Genomic DNA, 23,347 nt, shown 5'->3' on the forward strand with positions numbered 1-23,347 from the left:
CTTCCGCGTGCTCAGGCCGAGCCGTCCTTGACGCCCCAGGCCGTGAACACGGCCAGCGACAGATCGTGGAAGGCCGGGTCGGTCAGCTCCGCGTAGGCCGCCTCGAAGTCCTCGTCCGAGGCGAGGCCCGCGGCCACCACCGCCGCCCTGGACTGCTCCAGGGTCAGCCGCCACCACAGGGCCTCGTCGTCGCCGCCCGTGATCCGCTGGAGGCGGGCGTCATGGCCGATGCCGGTCAGCCCCTTGCCCTCGAACGGCACCGGGAGGGCGCGCGCCCACTCCGTGTCCGTGCCCACCGCGCTCTCCAGATTCTCCCGGAAGGCCCGCATCACCTTGCGGTACGCGGGGTGCGGGGAGTCCTTGACCGGGAAGAACGAGGGCTCCTCCACGACCAGCACCCCGCCGGGGGCGAGCCACTGGGCCATCCGGGCCAGCGCCTTCTCCGGATCGGGCAGATGGATCACCACATACCGGGCGTGGATGAAGTCGAAGGAACCCGGCGGGAAGTCCTCGGTGTAGACGTCGTGGCGCAGCACCCGCACCCCGTCGTCGGCGAGTTCGTCGAGAAAGGACGTGTCCAGATCGGTGACGGTGACCCGGGCCCCGCGCCCGGCGAGCCAGCGGGCGACCGAGCCGCCGCCCCCGCCGACCTCCAGCACCCGGTGCCCCTCCCGCAGCCCGAGGCTCTCGAAGCGGGCCCGGGTGTGGTGGTCGAGTACGGACTCCAGCAGCCTCAGCCGCTCCCGCTCGGTGGAGACGGCGTGGCTGAAGACGCCGTCCCGGTAGCGCTCCCGCTTCCACTCCCCGCGGTCGTCGGTCGCGGCGGCGTCCGCGGTGGGGGATGTGCTCATGAACCGGCCTCCCTGGCTTGGACGGTACGGACGAACGGGCGGGTGTACGGGCAGGCGGTACGGTCGCTGGCGGTCACAGGAACGCCAGCACCCGGGCGGGTCCGCCGGTGCCACCGGTGTGGCGGGGGGCTCCGACGACGACGACGGCCCCGGCGTCGGGAACGGTGTCCAGCCCCGCCAGGCACTCGATGCCGTACTTCCCCGCGGGCAGCAGAACCCGGTGCGTATAGGGGTCGGCGGGGCGCGAACCGGGGTCCAGGCTCGGCGAGTCGATGCCCACGCCCACCACCGAGCGCTCCTCGACGAGGAAGGCGGCGGCCTCCACCGAGATCCCGGGGAAGCGGTAGAGGCCGTCCTTCTCGTCGAAGTTGAGGAAGGATCCCGGGGTGTTGATACGGGCGGCCCAGCCGCTGTCCACGGCGAGCACGGCCCGGTCGGGTATCCGGCCGTTGCGGCTCTCCCAGCGGAGCAGGTCGTCCACGGTCAGCTCGGTGACATGGTCACGGGCGGCGCGCTCGCCGACCCGGACGACCGCGAGCGGCGCGATCAGCGATTCCGCCGGGATCCACTCGACGGAGAGGCCGTCGTCGTCGAAGTGGCGGGGGGCGTCGATATGAGTGCCGATGTGCTCGTTGTAGGTGAGTTCCAGGGCGTTGTACTCGTGTTCGGCGAGGTTCGCCAGCGGCTTGATCTCCATCGGGCGGACATAGAGGTCGAACACGGGCCAGTCGGGGCCGAGGACATGGGTGAGGTCACGGACCGTGCCGCCGGGGATCCGCACCGGCGCGGCACCGTGCGGCGCTGTCCCCGCCGTCTCCGCTCCCTGGGCCGGGACATCCGGACGACGCTCCGGCCGCGGCGGGCCCGAAGCGGCGATGGTCTGTGGGTTGCACATGGAGAACCTTCCGTTCCGCCGGCTTCGGGGAGCCGACGTTAGACTGAGGGAAAACGTTCTGGAGAGAGACGATCTGGACAAGCCGGGTGATCCGCCGTCCATGACCCACACGAGGAGCAGCCATGACCGTCACCCAGCCTTCCCGCCGTACCTCGCCCAGCAGGCAGCAGACGGGGTCCGGGCGGGAGCAGTATTTCTCCAAACTGGCCCAGGAACGACCGGATATCGCGCTGTGCCGGGCGACGACGCTGGTGGCGCGGGCGATCGACGAGGAGCTGTCCGGCCATCGGCTCACGGTGGCGCAGCATCTGGTGTTGAAGATGCTGAAGGATGTGGGCCCCAGCTCCCAGCAGGAGCTGAGCGAGCAGCTGCGCATCGACCGCAGTGTGATGGTGGGCTGTATCGACGGCCTGGAGGATTCGGGTCTGGTCCGGCGGGAGCGCCACCCCCGAGACCGCCGGGCGTACGCGGTGACGCTGACCGCCGAGGCGGGTCCGGCGCTGGACGAGGCGGAGAGCGGGGTACCGGCCCTGCTGGACCGGGCGTTCGAGGCGCTGACGCCCGCCGAGCGCAGGACTCTGACCCGGCTGGTGGGCAAGATCCTCGACGTGGGCTAGGGAGTGTCTTCAAAGTGGCGTCGTCCGCCCGTAGGGCGGGGCTGGCGGGGTCTGGTGCTCCCCCTGGGCCTTCGGCCCGGGAGGTGCCCCCAGATCGCAAGGCGGAGGATGGGGGCACCTCCCGGGCGAAGCCCAGGGGGAGAGTCGACGCGGTGGGGGTACTCCCCCTGGCTCCGCCGGGGGCACCCCCACCCGGGCCGCCAGGCCCAGGGGGAGTGCGTGCCTGGGGGTCCCCCCAGCGGTAGCTGGGGGAGGCACGGCAGGCAGACGGGACTTTGAAGACACGACCTAGGGAGCCGGCCACCGGCCGGCACTCAGTTCAGCGGCGCGAGGGCCCGCAGCGCGGCGAGCATCGCGTCCGGGCCCGCGCCGAATTCCGGTGCGGGCACCACCGCCAGCAGGGGTGTGGTCACTCCGGCCCCACATAGCGGGCCACGTGCTCGCGGCACCGCTCGGGGCTGCCGTGGACGAGGAGTTCGTCGACCAGCGCGTCGGGCAGCGCCTCGCACGCCGCCCAGTGGTCGCCCGCCGCCCAGGCGCGGTGGGAGGCGGCCAGCTCCTCGCCGCGCCCCAGCCAGGCGTGGAAGGCCGAGTAGGTACGGGCGTTGAGGATCGGGCCGAGGAGCGCGCGGCCCCGGGCGCGGGCGTGGCCGATGTCCCGGGTGGGGCAGACGAAGATCCTGGCGACCACCTCCTTGCCCGCGCCCTCGGGGCCCATCGCCGCCAGCACCGGGCGCAGATCCCGCACCGCGAGGAAGTTGGCGACCAGCCCGTCGGCCTCGCGCGCGGCGAGCCGGAGCATCTGGGGGCGGAGCGCGCCGACGAGGACGGGCGGCGCGGGGTCGGGGCGGACGGCGGGCCGGTACTCCTCGATCGTGAAGGAGTCGAAGACCCCCCGTACCGGCTTTCCGGCCAGCGCCCGCTTCAGGAAGCGAACGGTGTCGCGGACATGGTGGTAGGGGTGCTCGAAGGGGATGCCGTTGATCCGGGTGACGAAGGGCGGCCCCGAGGAGCCGACGCCCACGGCGACCCGTCCGGGAGCGGCCTCCGCCAGGGTCGCCACCGTCATCGCCAGCAGCGCCGGGCCCCGGGTCTGGACGGGCACCACGGCGGTCCCCAGCCGCAGGGAGGGGGACCAGGCGGCGGCGAGCGCGAGCGGGGTGAATCCGTCGCGGCCGGCCGCCTCGCCGGTCCAGACATCGGTGTAGCCGAGGTCGGGGAGCTCCTCGATGACGCGCCGGTGTTCGGACAGCGGCACGGTGCTGAGCGGGATCGTCACTCCATGGCGCCTCACGCGTCCTCCAGGAATTCGATTGTTCTATGTTCTTCGAATCAACCTCGAATCATCAAGCTAGGGCCGGGCCCGGCCGCTGTCAACGCCCCGCCCGCATCGCATGTCACGGCCATATGGGGGACATGCCGGAACATTTCGTGACTGCGGGCCGTTGACCGTAGTGCGGCTACGGAGGGGACAGTGTCCCCGGGCCCTGCCCTTGGCCCCTGAGACCTCAGGGAGCCCTCGCCGAGAGGCGACCGCCCTCCGTGTCCGCGCTTGCCGCCCCCGGCTGGTCATCCCCCCGTCCAGCCGGGGGCTTCCCTCTGTCCGAAACGCGCTCCGAAAAAGCTCTGGAGTCGGCGCGATCGCGTCTCCTGCCGGGGCACAGGGCTGGGCTACCTTGCGGCAGGCGTGTGATGTCCGCCGTGTCTGTGGCCCAAGGCCCAAGGGGGGCGGGATGAACACCTGGGCGGTTCCCGGGTACACGGAGTCCGGGGAGCTGGGGTCCGGGGCGAGCGGGCGGGTGGTGCTCGCCGTGCACGACGGGACGGGCGTCCCGGTGGCGATCAAGTATCTGAGCGAACGGCTGCGGACGAACCCCGTCTTCGTCCAGGGCTTCCGGAGCGAGGCCCGGCTGCTCGGAGAGCTGGCCTCCCCCCATGTGGTGGGTCTGTACGAGTATGTCGAGGGGCCGCGCGGCGCGGCCATCGTGATGGAGCTGATCGAGGGCATCGCCCTGCGCGCACTGCTGCGGCAGGAGGGCGCGACCGGGCCCGAGGCGGCCCTCGCCGTGCTCAAGGGCTCCCTGCTGGGGCTGGCCGACGCCCATCGGGCCGGGGTGGTGCACCGCGACTACAAGCCGGAGAACGTGCTGATCGCGGCGGACGGCTCGTCCAGACTGGCCGATTTCGGCATCGCCGCCGGACTGGGCTCCGCCCCCGAGGTCGCGGGCACCCCCTCGTACATGGCCCCGGAGCAGTGGCAGGGGGAGCCCGCCTCCCCCTCGGCCGATGTGTACGCGGCGACGGTGACCTTCTACGAGTGCCTCACCGGCCGCAAACCCTTCACCGGGGAGAACATCGCCGAGCTGGCCCTTGAGCACCTGAACGCGCCCGTGCCCGTCGAGGGCGTCCCGGAGCCGGTGCGCGCCCTGGTCCTGCGGGGACTGGCGAAGTCGCCCCGGGAGCGGGTGCGGAGCGCCGCGGTGTTCGTGGCGGAGCTGGAGCGGATCGCCCTGGCCGCCTACGGGCCGGAGTGGGAGGAGCGGGGCAGACGCCGGCTCGCCGCGCTCGCCGCCCTGCTGCCGCTGCTGTTCCCGTCGGCCGGGGGCGAGCCCGCTTCCGCCACCGACCGGGCGGGCACCGTCTTCGGCCGTACGGCGGTGGCCGTCGGGGCGTGGCGGGCGCTGGGCGGCTGGTTACGCCCCGGCGCCTGGACCGCTCTGCCGAGGAGGCTGCGGCTCGCGCTCTCCGCCTCGGGGCCCCCGCTGGCCGCGCTGATCGTCGCGGTGCTGCTGTTCAGCCTGGTGGTGGCGGCCGAGCCGGACGGCGGACTCTCCCGTACCGACGCGCGGGCCCTCACCACCACCGGCGCCCGGCCGGACGACGGGCCCGGGCCGGAGCCCACGGCGTCGCCCCCGGCATCGGCATCGGCGGGGACCGGCTCCGCGGACCCGGCCCCGTCGCGGAGCGCGGAGCGCTCCTCCGGATCCCGCACTCCCGTAACGCGCCCCTCCGCCTCCCGGACGCCAAGGCCCGGGCCCGCCGTCCCCCCGGCGGAGAGCGGCTCGCCCAAGCCCTCCTCAGCCGCCCCGTCCCCGTCCCTGTCCCCGTCCGCTCCAGGGCCCGGGCCCGGGCCCGGCACGAGTCCCACGGAGAGGCCCACCGCGAGCGCCTCGGACTCGCCCTCTCCGACACCGTCGGCCACTCCCCCGGTACGGGTGAAGTCGGTGACTGTCTCCGATCTCCGGCGGACGCGACGGGGCCCAGGGGCGACCGTCACGATCGAGGTGGTGACGGACGGGACGGGGCCGGTCAGCGTGCTCGTCAGCTGGTACACCGGTCGTATCGCGGGCGAACCGGGCACGCTGGACGGCACGGAGATCTTCGACCGGGGCGGCTCCCGGCGCTATGTCCTCACCCCCTCGCACATCTTCGAGGGCGAGGGCTGCTATCTCGCGGTGCGGGCGGCCACCGACCCGCGCGCGGCCAACGGCAGCCCCTGGCAGCAGATCCCCTGGGGGTGCTCGGACCAGTGAGGGATCCACTCGACCACGCCGCCGGACACCCGGCACCGGCCCCCGCCGCCGACGACGACGGCTACCGCGCCACCGCGCTGGGCAGCCACTGGTTCGCCGGGCCGGACTCCGGACCCGCGGCTCCGGAGAGTCCCCCCGGCCCCGCCCCCGGCCCCGCCCCCGGCCCGGTCCCCCGCCCCGGGGAGGAGGGCGAGCTGCGCCGCTTCGGCCCCGGGGTGACCGCGTCCGCCCGAAGCCGGATCGTCGCCGACCCCGCGACGGCGGCCGCCGTCGCCGCCGGCGTGTGGCACGGCCCGCCCCGCCCCGGCCGGCTCCGCCGACTGGTACGCCGGTACGCCCCGGCCGCCGTGGTGCTGGTGGTCGTGCTCGCGCTCCTGCTGTGGCAGCGCTACGGCCGGCCGATCGCCGTGGAGGCCGTGTCCGTCCGTGCCGTCGCGGCCTCGCTCGGCTGCGGCGACACGGCGGAGGTGGTGGCGGTGGTGGACACCAATGGGCGGTCCGGCACCCTGGTGTACCGCTGGGTGCGCAGCGACGGCACCTCGTCGGAGCGGCTGCGGCAGAAGCTGGCCCACGGCCAGGAACAGGCGCGGCTGCGGCTGTTGTGGTCGTTCCAGGGCCCCGGGCGGTACCGGGCCGGGGCGGAGCTGCGGGTCGTCTCCCCCTCGGAGCACCGGTCCGCCGCGCGTTTCGACTACCGCTGCGGCTGAGCCCGGAGCCCTGTCCCTTCAGCCTTCAGCCGTCCGGCCCGCCGCCTTCCGGTGGCCGGGCGGCGGCCGGGTTCAGCACCCGGTCGAGGAAGTCCCTCGTACGCTCGTGCCTCGGATCGCCCACGACCCGGGCGGCCGGCCCCTGCTCGACGACGACTCCGCCGTCCAGGAAGACCACGCGGTCGGCGACCTCGCGGGCGAAGCTCATCTCATGGGTGACCACGACCATGGTCATGCCGTCGTCGGCGAGCATGCGCAGCACGGCGAGCACCTCGCCGACGAGTTCGGGGTCGAGCGCGGAGGTCGGCTCGTCGAAGAGCATCACCTCGGGGCCCATCGCCAGCGCCCTGGCGATCGCCACCCGCTGCTGCTGTCCGCCGGAGAGCCGCGCCGGTTCGGCGTCGGCCTTGTCGAGCAGTCCGACCCGGGCGAGATTCTCGTGGGCGACGGCGAGCGCGTGCGCCTTGTTCCGGCGCAGCACCCGGCGCTGGGGCAGGGTGAGGTTCTCGGTGACGGTCAGATGGGGGAAGAGGTGGAACTGCTGGAAGACCATGCCGATGCGGCGGCGTACCGCGTCGATGTCGACATCGGGGTCGGTGACCTCGGTGCCGCCGACGAAGATCCGTCCCGCGGTGGGCGTCTCCAGCAGATTGACGCAGCGCAGCAGGGTCGACTTGCCCGAGCCCGAGGGGCCGATCACACAGACGACCTCCCCCTTGGCGATGTCCAGGTCGATGCCCGCGAGGACGTGTTCGTCGCCGAAGGACTTCCGCAGCCCCCGGATCCCGATCTCGCTCCCGCTCCCGCTCCCGGTCCCGGTCGCGGTCCCTGTCTCGGCGTGGCTTGTGGTGTCCTTCATGTTCTCGCTCCTCCACGGGCTTCGAGGCGGCGGACCAGCAGGCTCAGCGGCACGGTGACCAGGAGGTAGCAGACGCCCGCGACGAGGATCGGCGTGGAGTTGGCGGTCTGGCTGGCGAGATCCCGGCCGAATTTGGTCAGTTCCCTCTCCTCCAGGGTGACGCCGAGGAACAGCACCAGCGAGGAGTCCTTGAAGAGCAGGACGAGTTCGTTGGTCAGCGGCGGTATCACGATCCGGAAGGCCTGCGGGACGATCACCGAGATCATGGCCCTGGTGTGCGAGAAGCCGAGCGAGCGGGCGGCCTCCAGCTGTCCCTTGGGCACCGCCTGGATGCCGGCTCTGATCGTCTCCGCCATATAGGCGGCGGCGACCAGTCCGAGCCCGAGCGCGACCTTGCCGTAGGTGCCGCCGGGTATCTCCGTGCCGGGGAAGGCCAGCGGGACCGCGACCCCGACGAAGATGAAGATCAGCAGCGCGGGCAGCCCCCGGAAGAACTCGATGTAGACGGTGGCGGCCCAGCGGTAGGGGGCCACCGACGACAGTCGCATCAGGGCGACGACCGTGCCGAGGACCAGTCCGAGGAGGAATCCGGAGAGGGTGTACACGACCGTGTTGCGCAGGGCGGTGGTGATGATCTCCGGGAAGAGCCGGGCGGCGAGATCCGGCCGGGCGAACTGGTTCGCCAGCCGCTCCCAGTCGGCGAGGGCGCCGACCAGGAGCAGGGCGGCGGCGAGGACCGCGTACTGGACGCCCCGGAAGACCTTGCGGCGCTGCCGCGCGGTCGGCCGGGAGATCACGACGAGCCCTTGGGCGGCGGTCCGATCCACCGCCGGTAGAGCTTGTCGTACGTGCCGTCCGCACGGGCCTCCTCGATGGCCCGGTCGACGGCCGCGAGGAGTTTCGCGTTGCCCTTCTTGACCGAGATCCCGTACCGCTCGCCGGTGTCGATGTGCCGGCCGAGGGAGAATTCGGCGGCGTTCCGGCTGTCCTTGAGCCAGCCCTGCACGACGGGGTGGTCGAGGACGACCCCGTCGACCTGTCCGGTGCGCAGTCCGTTCAGCACGGCGTCGGCGCTCTCGAAGGCGACGGGGTCGAAGCCCTGCGCCTTGGTGTAGCTCTCGCCGGTGGTCTCGGACTGGACGCCGAGCCTGGCCTTTCGGCTCTTGGCCTCGTCGAGCGAGGCGAGTCCGCTCTTCTTGGCGGTCAGCAGGGCCTGGGTGGCGTCGAAGTAGGGGACGGAGAAGTCGACGTTCTTCTTCCGCTCCTCGGTGATGGTCATTCCGGCGGCCGCGAGGTCGCACTCGCCGGAGTTGAGGAACGCGCCGGTCTTGAAGTTCTCGAACGGGGTGTCGACGATCTTCTGCTCGACCTTGAGTCTCTTCGCCACCAGATCGACGAGGGCGACGTCGAAGCCCACGATCTCGCCGTCCCGTTCGAACTGGAACGGCGGATAGGGCAGATGGGTACAGGTGGTCAGTTTTCCCTTCTCGACGACGGGTACGCCGCCCGCCGCCTGTGCCGGGCCGCCGCCCGAGGAGCAGCCCGCCGCGAGGATCACCCCCGCCGCCGCTACGGCCGCCGCGCGGACGCGGGGCCCGCTGGTACGTCCGCTCTGTGCCATGGCCTTCCCTAACACGTGCAACCTCCTTGAAAGGGGGAATTGCGCTGGGCAGGCGGTCAGTCGAACGAGACCGTCCGTCGGAGATCGTAGGCATCGCGCCGCAGGGTGAACGGGCCTGTTCACGAGGCATTCACAAGAGGTACGGGGGACCGCTCCCGGTGCCGGGGACGTCCCGCCCGCCACCGGGCCCCGCCCGCCGTCGCATAGGGTGGGGCGGAAGGGCGTGATCGGACACAGGGGGCGGGCGGATGCGACAGCGCGTGCGTCCGCTGATCTCGGCCTCCTTGCCGCCGCTGTTGCTGGGCGTGTGGGCGGTCTTCCTGGTGCTCGCGGGGTCCGCCCCCGCCGCCGCCACCGGAGCAGTCGCTTCCGCCTCTTCCGTGGCACCGGTCGTACCCAACCGCACGGACGCTCCGTCGCGGGCCGCTTCGCTGCGGGCCGAGGTGCGGCGGGCCCCCTCCGCCACCGTCCAGGAAGTGCTCCCGGCCGACCCGGGCAGCCGTCCGCCCCTGGTGTCCGAGACACCCGGGGCCCCGGCCCCCTTCGCGTACCGGCCGCCGCCGGGCGGCCGGGAGTCGGCGGGTCCCCGGCAGGAGCGCGCGCCGCCCCGGCCCGTCCACAGCCCGAGGCACACCCGGGCACCGCCCTCCCCCACGAGCAGCTGAGGTCTCTTCGGCGTCCGCCGCCCGTCCCTGTGGCATGTCCACGGGCGCGCCGGCGCGCGATCGCCGCGTCCCTTACGTATCCGCGGCCGCCCCGACGGCGGTCCGCGTGCTGCCCGTGGAGTTGTCATGTCCTCTCGTGCCACGCTCTGGCGTGCGCTGTTCGCGCTCGTCGTCGTCGCGACATCCCTCTGGGTCACGCTGACCCAGCCGCCCCGGCTGGGGCTCGATCTGCGGGGTGGCACCCGCATCGTCCTGGAGACCCGGGACTCGCCCACCGTCCGCGCCGACTCGGCGGCCACCGACCGGACGATGGAGGTGCTGCGGCAGCGGGTCGACGCGCTCGGGGTCTCCGAACCCTCGCTGGCCCGCTCCGGTGAGCGCCGTATCGTCGTCGAACTGCCCGGGGTGCAGGATCCGCGCGAGGCCGCCGAGGCCATCGGGCGCACCGCGCAGCTCACCTTCCACGAGGTGCGGGAGGCGACGGCGGGGCCGGAGAAGGCCCCCGCGAAGGACGGCTCCCGAGTGCTGCCCGACCCCGATGTGCCGGGGAGTTTTCTGAATCTCGCGCCGCCCGCGCTGACGGGCGAGGGCGTCAAGGACGCCGAGGCGGTGCTCGACAGCCAGAGCGGCCGGGGCTGGCTCGTCGATCTGTCCTTCCGGGGCGGCGGCGAGGAGTGGGCGCGGCTCACCGGCGAGGCGGCCTGCGCCCCGGCCGGGGACCCGGCGCGACGGGTGGCGATCGTGCTGGACGACGCGATCGTCTCCGCGCCGGGCATGGAGTCCTCGGTGGCCTGCGGATCGGGTATCACCGGGGGATCGACCCAGATCACCGGCAGTTTCAGCGCGGCCGAGGCCCGCGACCTGGCCGCACTGGTCAAGGGCGGCGCGCTGCCCGTGCCGGTGACCGCCGTCGAGCAGAGCGTGGTCGGTCCGACGCTGGGCGCGGACGCGATCCGGGCCAGCGCGATGGCCGCCGTGATCGGGCTGATCTGCACCGGGCTGTTCATCATCGCCGTCTACCGGCTGGTCGGAGCGCTCGCCACCGTCGCGCTGGCGCTGTACGGGCTGATCTCGTACGCCGCGATCGTGGCGATGGGCGCGACGCTGACCCTGCCGGGGCTCGCCGGTTTCGTGCTCGCGATCGGCATCGCGGTGGACGCCAATGTCCTCGTCTTCGAACGCGCCAGGGAGGAGTATCTCCTCGGCCCGTCCCGGACCGCGCTGCGGAAGAGCGAGCGCTCCGGCGATCTGCGGCGGCCGCTGCGGATCGGCTTCGAGAAGGCGTGGAGCGCGATCACCGACTCCCATGTGACGACGCTGATCGCGGCGGGGCTGCTCTTCGTCTTCGCGATCGGTCCGGTCAAGGGCTTCGGGGTGACCCTCGCCGTCGGTGTGCTGGCCTCGCTGATCTCGGCGATGGTGATCACCCGGCTGCTCGCCGACTGGGCGGTGGCGCGCACCGCGGTCCGCCGGCGGCCGGCGCTGACCGGACTGACCGAGAAGGGGCGCGTACGGAAGTGGCTGGAGCGCCGGCCGCCCCGGCTGATGCGGCACCGGCGGCGGTGGCTCGGAGTCTGTCTGGGGCTGCTGATGCTGGCGCTCGGCGGGATCGGGGTGCGCGGTCTGGAGTTCGGTGTGGAGTTCACCGGCGGACGGCAGGTGCTGTACGCGGCCGAGCGGCCGGTGGACGCCGACGCCGCCCGGGCGGCCGTCTCGGAGGCCGGGTTCCCGCGCGCCGTGGTCCAGACGACGGGCGAGCGGGGCATCACCGTACGCACCGGTGAGCTGAGCAATCAGCAGCAGGAGGAGATCCGGTCCTCGCTCGGCGAGGTCGCCGGGAAGGTGACCGTGGAGCGGGACGAGAAGATCGGCCCGAGCCTCGGCGACGAGCTGCGCACCCATGCGCTGATCGCGCTGGCGGTGGCGGTCGCCGCGCAGCTCGTCTATCTCACCGTGCGGTTCCGCTGGACCTTCGCCGCCGCGGCGGTCGCCGCGATGGTGCAGGACGTGCTGCTGGTGGTGGGCCTCTTCGCCTGGCTCGGCAAGCCGGTCGACAGTGTGTTCCTCGCGGCGCTGCTGACGGTGGTCGGCTACTCGGTCAACGACACCGTCGTCGTCCTCGACCGGCTGCGTGAGCTGCGGCGGGTGTCCCCGCGCGGCCAGTGGCCGGAGCTGGCGGACCGGGCGATCGCCCAGACCCTGCCCCGTACGGTGAACACGGGCATGGGCGCGCTCTTCGTGCTGATCGCGCTCGCGTTCCTCGGCGGGGACTCGCTGGCGGACTTCTCCGTCGCGCTCCTGGCGGGGGTGGTGGCGGGCATCGCCTCCACCGTCTTCACCGCGATGCCCCTGGCCGTGGGCCTCCAGCACCGCTGGCCCGACCGCCCCCGCACCCGGGCGGACCGTCCGCGCGACCGCAGCGGCACGGGCGCGGTGGTCTAGGCGACGGCGGAACGGTGCCACGACGCGGCCCGGGGATGTACGCCCCGGGCCGCGTCGGGTTCCGCGTCGGGTTCCGCGTCGGGTTCCGCGTCGGGTTCCGCGTCGGGTTCCGCGTCGGCCGGTCATACCTGAACTGGTCGGCCCGAGCCCGGATCCCGATTCAGGCCAGTTCGCCCCAGGGAGCCGGCGGTCCCGAGGCGAAAAAGCGCAGAAGCCCCAGGAGCCGTCCGGCCGGAGGCGCGGTCCAGTGACGCTCCCCGGGCTTCGGCACGGGATCCGGCAGACGGCCGAGGGCCCAGACGAGGTGGAACCAGAGCACCCGCGCCTCCCAGGAGTGGGCGCTGTCCGGGGTCTCTTCGCCGGCTTCCCGCCGATAGCCGTCGAGCAGCGCCGGGACGAGGGACAGCGGGGTCTTGGCGAACTCGGTCGCGGGGTCCGCCCATTGGGCGTCGCCCCAGTCGACGATGCCGGTGAGTTCGCCCTCGCCCGGGGAGACGAGCAGATTCTGCGGGGCGATGTCGCCGTGCACCAGAACCTGCCGCGAATCGGCGGGAAGGCGCTCCGCCAGCCGGTCGAACCACCCATTGAGCCAGCGCGCGGCCCCGGCGTCGAGCCACCCTTCCGCCAGCAGTCGGCCCACCAGCGCCCAGGGGTCTCCCCCGCCGCCGTCGTCCGCGGGCAAGGTCTCCAGGCCCGCCGGCGTCTCCGGGGAGACCCGGTGCAGCTTGGCCAGTTCCCGCCCCACTTGGCGGTGGACGCGTTCCGCCTGTGCCGCGGGGAGTTCGACCTGCGCGAGATCCACCCCGGGGGCCCGGGTCATCACCATGTAGGGCACCTCGACCACCGAGCAGGTGTCGTCGAAGGCGACGATGTCCGGGGCGCGTACACCGGCGCTCCGCGCGACGGGAATGACCATGGCCTCTTTGACCAGGTCGGGCAGGAACTCCTTCGTCCGGGGAATCCTCAGCACCAGTTCGTCGCCCAGCGGATACACCCGGTTGGCGACCCCCGACGGCATCGGCCGCACCCCCTCGGCGGTGCTCCCGTGCCGGGCGGCGATGGCGGCCAGTGTCTCGTCGCTCGTCTCGTACTTCTCCGTGTCCTTCTCCATGATCGAGCATGCTGACACGGCCCGGCGCCGCCCGGCCCGAGCCCGGCCCGGGCCCGGCCCGAGCCCGGCCCGGGCCCGGCCCGGCCCGCCGTGCCGTGCGCGGCCCGTGCGGCGGCGGTCGAGGGCGCCGCACAGGGCCGGATCAGCCGTCGGCGCCGACCGGGAAGATCAGTTCGGGACGGTCCCAGGCCACCGCGGGCGGGTTCGCCGGGCAGGTTCCGGTTCGCCGCGCGCCGACGCTCAGATAGAAGTGCTCGGCCGGCGGGTGGGAGATCACCCGTACGGAGTCGAGCCCGGCGCGGCGGGCCTCGCCGAGCATGTGGCCGACGAGCCGGCGGCCGATGCCGAGGCCCTGGGCCCGGTCGGCGACGAACATCAGATCCAGCTCCGGCGGGCTCAGCACCAGGGCGTAGAAACCGAGCAGCGCCCCGTCCCCGGCCACGGCCGCGTACACCGGGTGGGCCTCGATGTAGTCGGGGCCCACCCGGTACCCGGCGACCATCGCGGCGTACGGACCCTCATAGGCGCGTGAGCCGCGCACCAGGGCGGTGAGGCGCTTGGCGTCCTTGGCCGTCGCCCGGCGGATCCGCACCGCCTCGGTCATACGTGAACTCATGGAGTGAGTATTACATCCGCTGGCCACTCCGAGGGGTGCTCCAAGGGTTCACTTCACTCACTCCACGGGGGCGAGGAACAGGCAGAAGGGGTGCCCGGCGGGGTCCAGCAGCACACGGACATCGCTCTGCGGCTGCGCGACGGCCTCGGTGGCACCGAGTGAGACCGCGTGCCGGACGGCCGGACCGAGGTCGTCGACGCGGATGTCCAGATGCAGCATCTTCTGCTGCGCCCCCGGTTCCTCGGGCCAGAGCGGCGGCTCATACTCCGGTTCGCCCTGGAGGGAGAGACCGAGAGCGCCGTCGGGGGAGCGCAGATGGACCCAGTCGGGCTCGCTGGCCTTCACCTCCCAGCCGAGGAGCCGTGCGTAGAAATCGCCGAGGGCGTGGGCGTCCTGGCAGTCGATGACCAGGCTCGCCAGAGTGAAGTGCGGGGTGGTGGTCATGGCCTCTCCTTGTCCGGTGGAATTTCCGTCGGCACGCCGGTCCTTCGGGGCGGCCGCCCCGACAGGCTGCCAGAAGCGGGTCTGGCGCGCGGCGCGGATACGCGGTGGAATGTGCGCGCGCCCCCGCGTGATCGTTCACCTTCCGGATCTGGAGGCACGATGGCGAGAAGCTCCGCGTCACACCCGACCCGTGCGGTACGGAGGCTGGGGGTGCCCGCGCTGGCGCTCTGTCTCCTCGGGGCGCTGCCCGCGCCCGCCGTCGCCCGGCCGGCCCCCGCCCCGGCGCTCAGCGTCACGGACGGAAGCACCCAGCCCGTATTCTCCCGCGCCGACGCCGTGTCCCAGCTGGTGGACGTGGAGACGGAGGCGGACAGCGACGAGGACGGCCGGCGGGACACCGTACGGATGCGGATCCTGCGGCCCAAGGAGACCGGCGACGGGCTGAAGGTGGCCACGATCATCGAGGCCAGCCCCTACTGGGGCGGCGGCAACGACGTTCCGTTCCACCCCGTGGACATCGACGAGGACGGGCTTCCGCCGCAGCACGGCGTCGGTCCGGAGACGGCGCGGCTGCCGGGGCTGGTCAGCCCGTCGGCCCCGTTCTCCGGGTACAACGACAACTACTTCCTGCCGCGCGGCTACGCGGTCGCCCAGCTCGACAGCGTGGGCACCGGCGGTTCGACCGGCTGCCCCAGCTCCGGCGGGCGCGCGGAGACGCTCGGCGCGAAGGCCGCCGTGGACTGGCTGAACGGCCGGGCCCGGGGCTGGGACCCGGACGGCCGGCCCGCCCGCGCCTCCTGGTCGACGGGCGACACGGCCATGATGGGGGTCTCGTACAACGGCACGCTGCCGACCGCCGTCGCGTCCACCGGGGTCGAGGGGCTGAAGGCGATCGTGCCGATCTCCGGCATCTCCTCCTGGTACGACTACTACCGGGCGAACGGCGGGGTGGTGGCCCCCGGCGGCTATCAGGGCGAGGACGCGGACATCCTCGCCAAGGGCGTGTACAGCCGGACCGACCGGGAGATCTGCGGGCCGGTGCTGGACCGGCTGACGGCCGAGCAGGGGCGCGGGACCGGTGACTGGAGCCGGTTCTGGGCCGAGCGGGACTATCTGAAGGACGCGCACAGGATCACGGCCGGGGTGTTCGCCGTGCACGGCGGCAACGACTGGAATGTGAAGACCCAGCACTTCGGCCAATTGTGGGAGGCGCTGAAGGAACACGACGTGCCGCGCCGGATGTGGCTGCACCAGGCCGGGCACAACAACCCGATGCCTTTGCGGATGGAGGAGTGGCTGCGGCAGCTGCACATGTGGTTCGACCACTGGCTGTACGGCCTGGAGAACGGGGCCCTGGACGCCGCGCCGGTGGAGGTCGAGCAGGCGGACTTCAGCTGGCGGCGGCAGTCCGACTGGCCGGCCCGCTCCACCCGGGAGCTGGCGCTGCGGCTGAATCCGGACGGGCTGGGGGCGCGGCCGGGGCGGGCGGTCCAGCAGTCGATGACGGACGCCGGCCGCACCGTGAGGGCGGAGACGCTGGTGGCCGACCCCGGCTCCGCGCACCCCAACCGGCTCGCCTACACCACCGGTCCGCTCACGGAGGACCTCCGGGTCAACGGCGTCCCCCGGGTCTCCGTGCGGGCCTCGCTGGACGGTTCCTCTCCCTATGTGACGGCGCTGCTGGTGGACTACGGCCGGGACACCCGGGCGGTGGCGGGCACCGTGCCCGACGGCTCCCCGCCGGTCTGTTACGGACAGGGCGTGCCCGGCGACACCGGCTGCGCCCAGCGCACCCTGCACCGCACGGAGACCGCCGACTTCAAGATCGTCTCTCGTGGCTGGGCGGACCTCCGCAACCGGCACTCCATCGAGCGGCAGAGCCCGGTGACGGAGGGGCGTGAGTACCGGCTGCGCTTCGGGATGCAGCCGCAGGAGTACGTCTTCAAGAAGGGGCACCGGCTGGGCGTGGTACTGATCTCGACCGACCACGACTTCACCCTGCGCCACCCGGCCGGCACCCGGCTGACCGTGCGGACCGGGGTGAGCGCGGTGACACTGCCGGTGGTCCGCTGACCCGCCGCCCCTCCGGCCCGGGCAGACGCGGGCCGGGCCGGGGTGTCAGGCCGCGCGCCAGTAACCGAGGGCGCTGACGCGCTCCTTGGGGAGGGCGAGCTCCTTGCGGGCGTACGAGGTGAGGGAGCGGGTCGTCGCCGTGTCGCAGGCGATCCAGAGGTACGCGCCGGCCGGGTCGTCCAGCAGGGCGGGCAGCGCCGACCTCACCTCGGCGACCAGATGGGCTCCGCCGTCCCGGCGCGGGACGCGGCGCAGTTCGTGGTGGTGCGCGTCCAGCCGCAGCGGCAGCCGCAGGTCCGAGTCGTGGCTGGTCTCGAACCAGATCGTGGCGGGCACTCCGGGCAGCGCCCCGAGAAGCGAGTTGATCGCCGGCAGGGACGCCGGGTCGCCGACGACGAAGAGCCGGGCCGGGGCCGGAGAGGGCGCGGTGAACCCGGTGCCCTGGAGGGTGGCCTGCACGGTGTCGCCCGCGCGCGCCGCCCGGGCCCAGTCGCCCGCGCGCCCGCCGTGGAGGGCGAACTCGATGCTGAAGGTGCCCGCCTCCGGGTCGGGGTCGACCAGGGTGTAGGCACGCTGATGAGGCTTGGTGCCGTTGTCGAACCAGACCCGGACCCACATCGTGGGGTGCACCCCGGTCCGGGCGAGCATCCCGCCGTCGGAGAAGTGGACGCGCAGGAAGTGTTCGGTGACCTCTTCGCTCCCGGTCACGGTGAAGACGAAGTCCTTGCCGCGCATCAGTTTGAGTACGACGCCCTCCCAGCCATGACCCACGACAAACCCCTCCCCATCGGCCCGGTTCATCCACCGAACATCCCATATAAATTTAGGCAAGCCTAACCTAAATTGGCCGGATGGGGATCACTCGGCGAGGAAGTCGCCGACCAGCTCGGCGAACTCGTCCGGCGTCGCCGTACGGGTGCCGAGCTGTTCGGCCTTCTCCCGCTTGGACCCCGCGTTCTCCCCGGCGACCAGGAGCGAGGTGCGCCGGGAGACGCTGGAGGAGGACTTCCCCCCGGCCCGCTCGATCAGCTCGTTCATCTGATTGCGCGACAGGGCCGCCAGCGCTCCCGTCATCGCCCCGGTGACCACGACGGTCATACCGGCCAACGGCCCGGCCCCGGCGGCGGGCCCGGCCCCGGCGGACGCGGACTCCGCCGCCCCGGGCCCGCCCGCCGTCACCGCCGTCACCGCCGTCACCGCCGGGGCAGGCGGGGTCGCGCCCGGCTCGCTCATCCGGACACCGGCGGCGGTCAGCTTGTCGATGAGCGGGGCCAGTTCCACGAGTTCGGCGACGACCACGCGCGCCTTCTCCGCGCCGATGCCCTCGACCTGTTGCAGCGCCTCGGCGTCGGCGGCCCGGATCAGATCCATGGTCGCGAAGTGCCGGGCTATCCGGCGGGACATCGAGCGCCCCGTGCCGCGCACCCCCAGGGCGCAGAACACCCGCGACAGCGGCCTGCCCTTCGCCGCCTCCAGCGCCGCCAGCAGATTGTCGGTGCTGGTCTCCCCCATCCGGTCCAGGCCCAGCAACTGTTCCCGGGTGAGCGTGAACAGATCGGCGAAGTCTCCCACCAGACCCGCGTCCACGAGCTGGACGACCCGGGTGACGCCCAGCCCCTCGATGTCGAGCTGGTCGCGCCCGGCCGCGTACGAGACACAGGCCACCAGCCGGCAGTCCCGCCCCCGGACACAGCGCCACCGCTGCTCGGAGCCGTCGATCTCCGAGCCGCACCGGGGGCAGGCCTTGGGGAAGACGATCGGCAGCTCGTCCCCGGTGCGCAGATGCGCCACCGGGGCCTCGACACGCGGGATGATGTCCCCGGCCTTGTGGACCATCACCCGGTCGCCGATGCGGAGATCCCGGCGGGTGATGTCACCGGGGTTGTGCAGGGTGGCGTAGGAGACGGTGGATCCGTCTATCTCCACCGGCTCCAGAACGGCGCGCGGCGCGATGATCCCGGTGCGTCCCACATTCCACTCGACGGCCAGCAGGGTGGTCATCCTCTCCACGGCGGGCAGCTTGTGGGCGACCGCCCAGCGCGGCGCCCGGGAGCCGGAGCCCGCCGCCTCCCGGTCCTCGGCGAGATCGGCCTTGACGACGATTCCGTCGATGCCGAACGGCAGCCCGGCGCGGAGCGCCGCCATCTCCTCGATCACCCCCTGGAGGTCCCCGGCCTCCAGGACGGTGCGCGGCGCCACGGCGGTGGCCTCGGCCGTGTGGACGCCCAGCTCGCCGACATGGGCCATGAGCGCGCTGTGCGGCGAGCGGGTCAGTCGCTCGGCGAGCGCGTCGCCGGAGCCCGGCAGCGGCAGCGCGCCGTACCCGAAGAAGGTCATCTCCACCCGGTACTCGCGGTCCTTGGCCCGCAGGGTGCCCGCCGCGCCGTTGCGCGGATTGGCGAAGGGCGCGCCGCCGTGGGCGGTGCGCGCGGCGTTGGCCGCGTCGAACTGCTCGCCGGTCATCAGCACCTCGCCGCGCACTTCGAGCGTGACGGGCTCGGTGAGCCGGTCCGGCAGGCCGACGATCGTGCCGATCGCGTGGGAGACGTCCTCGCCGGCCGTGCCGTCGCCCCGGGTGATCAGCCGGGTGAGCAGGCCCTGTTCATAGCGGGCGGCCACGGCGAGCCCGTCGAGCTTGGCCTCGACGCTCCAGCGCTCGACGGGCCGGCCGATCCGGCGCTCCAGGGAGGCGGTCCAGGTCAGGAGCTGCTCGGCGGAGAAGACATTGTCCAGCGAGAGCATCGGCACGGTGTGCGGCACATCGCCCGTCACCGCGCCGCCCGCCACCTTGCCGGTCGGCGAGTGGGGCGACGCCTCGCCGGGGTGGGCCGCCTCGTAGTCGGCGACACCGCGCACCAGCCGGTCGTACGCCTCGTCGTCCAGAGCGCTCTCCCCCGTCGCGTAGTACGCGGCGGCGGCCCGGGCGGCGGTCTCGACCGCCGACGCGTATGCCTGGGGGCCGACGAGCAGCACCGAGGGGGCGGGACTCGCCCCGGCGGAGGCGAGGGCGGGGGCAGGGCCGGTGGAAGAGTTCGTCATGGTTCACATGGTGCCGCCCACCACTGACAATGCCTCCAAAACCGCCTCCGGCCTGGGCTTTCACCAGAGTTCACCACAGCCGGAAGCCGGCCTGAAGCCGATCCGGGGCCGACCGGGGAGCGGGCGGGAGCGGGGCGGCGGCCGGCCGTGACCCACCGGTGTGAGCCGCGTCGCCGTCAGCGCGTCGGCCACCTTCACCGCAGGCGATTCTCCGCCATTCGGGCGTCCTTTCCCGAAAGAGCCCCCCGCGCGCGCCCTTGGCCGGTTCTCCCTCCCCCGGACGCCCGCGCCGACGGCCCCATCACCCTCCCGAAGACGCCCCGGGCAACCGGAGTCGCCCGATCCATGACGCGGCGGCGCGCCCGGCGCGGGACGGTCCTGGCGTCCAGCGGAAACGAGGAGCCCCAGCTCACCGGCGATCGACCCGGTGGCGGACCGTTTCCCCCGCCGGAGGTCGGCACGGCCTCCCCGGGGCGCGTCGGCAGGACCGTCGCGCCACGCCCGGAGCCCGCCGGATCCGGAAACCGCGTATGCCCCGCCGAGCTGGGAGAACACCGCTCCGCGCACAATGGCCTGAACCGTACTCCGTGGACCGTTCGTCCACGACATATGACCCGGGCACCACCCCGCCTAGTGTCGCCAAATCCCTTACGGGCCTTCTCGGCCTGTGCGAGAGTCGTAGCGATCCTTTCTCAAGACCGTTGCTTAAGACCGTGTCTCAGACCTGGCCGAGGCCACGCCTGTATCGGAGTACGACATGCCGTCCCATGTGTTCGCGGAACGTCCCGCATCGCAGCCGCCGGAGCGCGGTGACGTCGACGCTCTGATCAACCGAACGCGTCGGCTGCGCGGCGATGTGGACGCCGTACGCCGGGACGCCGTGGTGGACGAGGACGGCCCGCACGGCCGGTGGCAGCGTGCGCTGTGTGATCTGGCGGTGCATCAGCTCGATGACCTCGGCGCCCATCTGGGACAGCTCAGGGAAGGGCTGCCGGTCACGGGGGAAGACCCCTACGCGGACGCGCTCGCCGGGCACACCGCCGACAGCGCCCAGCGCACCGGCTCACTGCTCAACCGGGTCGGCAGTGCCGAGTGGAACCTCCTCACCGACGAGGTGAGCTGGTCGGACGAGCTGTACCGGATCCTCGGACGCGGCCGCCAGAGCGGTCCCATGACCCTGGACGAGCTGCCGTCCGTCGTCTTCGCGGAGGATCAGGCGCTGCTCACCTCGATGGTGACCGGATGTCTGGTCGACGGACGCCCGATCGACGGCGAGTTCCGCATGGTCCGCTCGGACGGCCGGGTGCGGACCGTCCATATGACCGGTGAGCCCGTGCTGGACGCCGACGGCTCGACGGCCTCCATGTGGGCGGTGTTCCGCGACGTCAGCGAATTGCGCCGCAGTGAGCGGACGGTCCGGGAGAGCCGGGAATCGCTGCACCGCAGACAGCGCGCCGAGCACACCGAGCGCCGGCTCGCGGTGGAGCTTCAGGAGACGGCGCTCCAGCCCTGGCGCGGTTCACCGCGCTCCCCCGGGGACACGCCCGGCGGGCTGGATGTGGCGGCCCACTCCTTCCCCTCCGCGAGCGGCACGGTGATCGGCGGTGACTGGTACGACGCGTTCCCCCTGCCCTCGGGGGCCTCGCTGCTCGGCGTCGGCGATCTCACCGGACACGGCGTGAGCACCACATCAGCGATGGCGATGCTGCTGGGGGCGGTGCGCGGGCTGGGGCTCGCGGGCATCGCGCCGGGCCCCCTGATGGGACATCTCAACCAGCTCCTGGAGACTTCGGCCCAGCCCGCCCTGGGCAGCGCGGTGTGCTGCCGCTTCGACCCGGCGAGCCGCACCCTGACCTGGGCCCAGGCGGGCCACCCCGCCCCGCTGCTGTTCCGCAACGGGACGGGGCGCGCCCTGGCGACGCCTGACGGCGTGCTGCTCGGCGCGGCCTCGGGGGCCTCGTACGAACAGACGGACATCCGGCTGCTCCCCGGCGATCTGCTGGTGCTGCACACCGACGGTCTGACCCGTGCCGACGCCGTGGGCGACTGCGATCCGGGCCGGCTGCTCGCCCTGGCCCCGAGGCTCGCCCGGGCGCAGGACGCCCAGGAGTGCGTACGGGTGATCGTGGAGAGCCTCGGCACCAAGGGTCGCGAAGGCGGAGCCTGTGTGATGGCCGTGAGGGTCGGTCTGTAGCCGGTACACGGTGATGGGCACGGCCAGAGAGAGGCCGTCCCCGGTGATGGCAGTGCGAGGGAAAGGGAGCCGGGCTAGGCCATGGCTCCTCTCGGCTTGCGCAGGGGGCTGTTGGGCAGGGCGAGAAGGATCTCCTGGCGGAGGTCGTCGATTCTGCCGTGTCCCGCGTAGTGCCCGGTCAGCCGGTACATCTCACGAAGTCTGTCCCAGGTGCGATGCGAGGAGGTCTCCCCCATGGAGACCAGCGCGAGCCGGGCGTAGCGGTCGGCCTGCTCGGGGTCGTCTCCGATGAAACAGGCGGAGGCCATGGAGATGTAGTCGAAGATCTTGGACCGCTGTCGTCCGCCCTCGCGCAGTTCCAGGGCCATTCTGGCGTGGCCCTGGGCGATGTTGGCGGCGGCCGGTTCGTGTTCGGCGAGGGTGCGGTATGCCAGTGCCTCCATGCCGTGGAGATCGGCCTCGTCGAACATCTGCATCCAACTGGGCGGCGGCACATCGCTCTTGTCGGAGACGAAGAGCTCCTCGGCCTCTCCGAGGGTGCGGCGCATGGCTTTGCCCTGGCCCATGGAGGCCTGTGCCCATGCCTCGATGGTGTGAAGCATCGCCCGGGTGCGCGGCAGGGTCTCGTCGCCCGATCCCGACTTGGCGAGCTTCATCAGATCGAGTGCGTCGTCGGGCCGTCCCAGATGGACCATCTGACGGGCCGCGCGGGAGAGCGCCTCGCCGGCGCGGGGCCGGTCGCCGCCCTCGCGGGCCGCGTGGGCGGCGATGACGAAGTACTTCTGGGCGGTGGGTTCGAGGCCGACGTCGTGGGACATCCAGCCGGCGAGTACGGCGAGGTTGGCGGCGACGCCCCACAGCCGCCGCTGAAGATGGTCGGGGTGGCGGTAGGCGAGCATGCCGCCCACTTCATTGAGCTGGCCCACCACGGCCTTCCGCTGGAGCCCGCCGCCCCGGGAGGCGTCCCAGGCGCGGAAGACGTCGACGGACCGTTCCAGCGCGTCGATCTCCTCGGATCCGATGGGGGCCGCCTCATAGCGGTCGTACCCCACGGGGTCGGCGTGCGATGGGTTCTCGGTGTGGGGAGCGCCCTGAGCGGGGTCGGTCTGCAGCCAGTCGTGCATGGCGCTGCTGAGCGTTGTTCCCGCGGCGAGCGCGGCGCCCGCGCCCACCAAGCCGCGTCGGTTGAGCATGAGGTCCATTCCCGTGAATTCGGTGAGGACCGCTGCCGTCCGGTCGGGCGCCCACGGCAGGTCGTCAGGGTTCTCCGCGCCCTGCCCTTCCTTCCGCCTGCCCGCTCGCCCGTTCCGTACGAACCCGAGGTCCTCAATGGTCACGACACGACCGAGGCGCTCGGTGAACAGGGCTGCCAGCACCCGGGGCACGGGGTCGCGCGGGGTCTCCCCCATGTCGATCCAGCGCCGCACCCGCGAGGTGTCGGTCGCCAGCTGGGGGTGGCCCATGGCCGCCGCCTGCCGGTTCACGAGTCTCGCGAGTTCGCCCTTGGACCAGCCGGTGAGGCCGAACAGGTCGTACAGGCGGGTGTTGGGTACTCCGGTCACGTCAAGCCCCCAGGTTCTCGGCTGAGTTGACAGTAGCTCTCCGGCGGGGGTGTTCAGCTGGGTGGCGGCCATTCGCCAGGGTTCGCCAGGGTTCGCCAGATGGTGTGCCACCCGCGCG

General features: G+C 72.8%; 19 protein-coding genes. 7 read left to right on the plus strand and 12 right to left on the minus strand.

Features of this window, described 5'->3' with window-relative positions; translation table 11 throughout:
* Window positions 1-11: 11 nt before the first annotated feature.
* Window positions 12-851 carry a class I SAM-dependent methyltransferase gene (locus IE247_RS11650; protein ID WP_190122943.1) on the minus strand — a complete coding sequence of 280 codons (840 nt, stop codon included), beginning with the start codon at window positions 849-851 and terminating at the stop codon, window positions 12-14.
* Between the two features lie 73 nt (window positions 852-924).
* Complete coding sequence (locus IE247_RS11655; protein WP_190122944.1) at window positions 925-1,746, minus strand: cyclase family protein; 822 nt, start codon at window positions 1,744-1,746, stop codon at window positions 925-927.
* Window positions 1,747-1,868: 122 nt separating this feature from the next.
* Here IE247_RS11655 and IE247_RS11660 point away from each other — a divergent pair, with 122 nt between their 5' ends.
* Window positions 1,869-2,363 carry a MarR family winged helix-turn-helix transcriptional regulator gene (locus tag IE247_RS11660; protein WP_190122945.1) on the plus strand — a complete coding sequence of 165 codons (495 nt, stop codon included), beginning with the start codon at window positions 1,869-1,871 and terminating at the stop codon, window positions 2,361-2,363.
* A gap of 409 nt (window positions 2,364-2,772) precedes the next feature.
* On the opposite strand, the gene IE247_RS11665 is transcribed toward IE247_RS11660, so the two are convergent.
* Window positions 2,773-3,657, minus strand: coding sequence for an LLM class F420-dependent oxidoreductase (locus tag IE247_RS11665; RefSeq protein ID WP_229869063.1), 885 nt, complete (start codon window positions 3,655-3,657; stop codon window positions 2,773-2,775).
* 439 nt (window positions 3,658-4,096) lie between these two features.
* Between IE247_RS11665 and IE247_RS11670 the strand changes: the two genes are divergently transcribed.
* Together IE247_RS11670 and IE247_RS11675 are read left to right on the plus strand one after the other, a co-directional pair.
* Window positions 4,097-5,896: a serine/threonine-protein kinase gene (locus tag IE247_RS11670; protein WP_190122946.1), complete on the plus strand. Its 1,800-nt coding sequence runs from the start codon at window positions 4,097-4,099 to the stop codon at window positions 5,894-5,896.
* Window positions 5,893-6,603 (plus strand): hypothetical protein, encoded by a 711-nt coding sequence (locus IE247_RS11675; protein WP_190122947.1) that lies wholly within the window; start codon window positions 5,893-5,895, stop codon window positions 6,601-6,603. Before IE247_RS11670 ends, IE247_RS11675 begins: the two co-directional genes overlap by 4 nt.
* Before the next feature lie 25 nt (window positions 6,604-6,628).
* Here IE247_RS11675 and IE247_RS11680 read toward each other — a convergent pair whose 3' ends face one another.
* The 3 genes from IE247_RS11680 to IE247_RS11690 are packed head-to-tail and all read right to left on the minus strand — an operon-like array spanning window position 6,629 to window position 9,083.
* The gene (locus tag IE247_RS11680; protein WP_190122948.1) at window positions 6,629-7,462 is read right to left on the minus strand and encodes an amino acid ABC transporter ATP-binding protein; all 834 of its coding nucleotides are present in this window, start codon (window positions 7,460-7,462) and stop codon (window positions 6,629-6,631) included.
* On the minus strand, window positions 7,459-8,289 hold the full coding sequence (locus tag IE247_RS11685; RefSeq protein WP_190122949.1) for an amino acid ABC transporter permease: 831 nt from the start codon (window positions 8,287-8,289) through the stop codon (window positions 7,459-7,461). Before IE247_RS11685 ends, IE247_RS11680 begins: the two co-directional genes overlap by 4 nt.
* Window positions 8,256-9,083, minus strand: coding sequence for an ABC transporter substrate-binding protein (locus IE247_RS11690; RefSeq protein WP_190122950.1), 828 nt, complete (start codon window positions 9,081-9,083; stop codon window positions 8,256-8,258). Before IE247_RS11690 ends, IE247_RS11685 begins: the two co-directional genes overlap by 34 nt.
* A 248-nt stretch (window positions 9,084-9,331) precedes the next feature.
* On the opposite strand from IE247_RS11690, the gene IE247_RS11695 reads away from it, so the two are divergent.
* Window positions 9,332-9,748, plus strand: a complete 417-nt coding sequence (locus tag IE247_RS11695) for a hypothetical protein (protein ID WP_190122951.1) — start codon at window positions 9,332-9,334, stop codon at window positions 9,746-9,748.
* Between the two features lie 126 nt (window positions 9,749-9,874).
* Entirely contained in the window at window positions 9,875-12,190 is a 2,316-nt protein-coding gene (gene secD / locus IE247_RS11700; RefSeq protein ID WP_190122952.1) for a protein translocase subunit SecD, read from the plus strand.
* Window positions 12,191-12,350: 160 nt separating this feature from the next.
* Here the strand turns inward: secD and IE247_RS11705 are convergent, their stop codons facing one another.
* The 3 genes from IE247_RS11705 to IE247_RS11715 all read right to left on the minus strand — a co-directional run bounded on the left by IE247_RS11705 (window position 12,351) and on the right by IE247_RS11715 (window position 14,361).
* On the minus strand, window positions 12,351-13,301 hold the full coding sequence (locus tag IE247_RS11705; protein ID WP_190122953.1) for a phosphotransferase family protein: 951 nt from the start codon (window positions 13,299-13,301) through the stop codon (window positions 12,351-12,353).
* A 142-nt stretch (window positions 13,302-13,443) separates the two neighbouring features.
* Entirely contained in the window at window positions 13,444-13,917 is a 474-nt protein-coding gene (locus IE247_RS11710) for a GNAT family N-acetyltransferase (RefSeq protein ID WP_190122954.1), read from the minus strand.
* A gap of 57 nt (window positions 13,918-13,974) precedes the next feature.
* On the minus strand, window positions 13,975-14,361 hold the full coding sequence (locus IE247_RS11715; RefSeq protein ID WP_190122955.1) for a VOC family protein: 387 nt from the start codon (window positions 14,359-14,361) through the stop codon (window positions 13,975-13,977).
* A gap of 159 nt (window positions 14,362-14,520) precedes the next feature.
* On the opposite strand from IE247_RS11715, the gene IE247_RS11720 reads away from it, so the two are divergent.
* Window positions 14,521-16,434, plus strand: coding sequence for a Xaa-Pro dipeptidyl-peptidase (locus tag IE247_RS11720; protein WP_190122956.1), 1,914 nt, complete (start codon window positions 14,521-14,523; stop codon window positions 16,432-16,434).
* Window positions 16,435-16,479: 45 nt separating this feature from the next.
* Here IE247_RS11720 and IE247_RS11725 read toward each other — a convergent pair whose 3' ends face one another.
* Both IE247_RS11725 and ligA read right to left on the minus strand, forming a co-directional pair.
* A complete protein-coding gene (locus IE247_RS11725) occupies window positions 16,480-17,205 on the minus strand; it encodes a siderophore-interacting protein (RefSeq protein WP_190123125.1) in 726 nt (241 codons plus the stop codon).
* Window positions 17,206-17,292: 87 nt separating this feature from the next.
* Window positions 17,293-19,473: an NAD-dependent DNA ligase LigA gene (gene ligA / locus IE247_RS11730; RefSeq protein WP_190122957.1), complete on the minus strand. Its 2,181-nt coding sequence runs from the start codon at window positions 19,471-19,473 to the stop codon at window positions 17,293-17,295.
* A gap of 757 nt (window positions 19,474-20,230) precedes the next feature.
* On the opposite strand from ligA, the gene IE247_RS11735 reads away from it, so the two are divergent.
* Window positions 20,231-21,667 carry a PP2C family protein-serine/threonine phosphatase gene (locus IE247_RS11735; RefSeq protein WP_190122958.1) on the plus strand — a complete coding sequence of 479 codons (1,437 nt, stop codon included), beginning with the start codon at window positions 20,231-20,233 and terminating at the stop codon, window positions 21,665-21,667.
* A 74-nt stretch (window positions 21,668-21,741) separates the two neighbouring features.
* On the opposite strand, the gene IE247_RS11740 is transcribed toward IE247_RS11735, so the two are convergent.
* Complete coding sequence (locus tag IE247_RS11740; RefSeq protein ID WP_190122959.1) at window positions 21,742-23,229, minus strand: DNA-binding protein NsdB; 1,488 nt, start codon at window positions 23,227-23,229, stop codon at window positions 21,742-21,744.
* Window positions 23,230-23,347 lie beyond the last annotated feature (118 nt).

This window comes from Streptomyces inusitatus, assembly GCF_014651115.1.
GTDB lineage: Bacteria > Actinomycetota > Actinomycetes > Streptomycetales > Streptomycetaceae > Streptomyces > Streptomyces amakusaensis.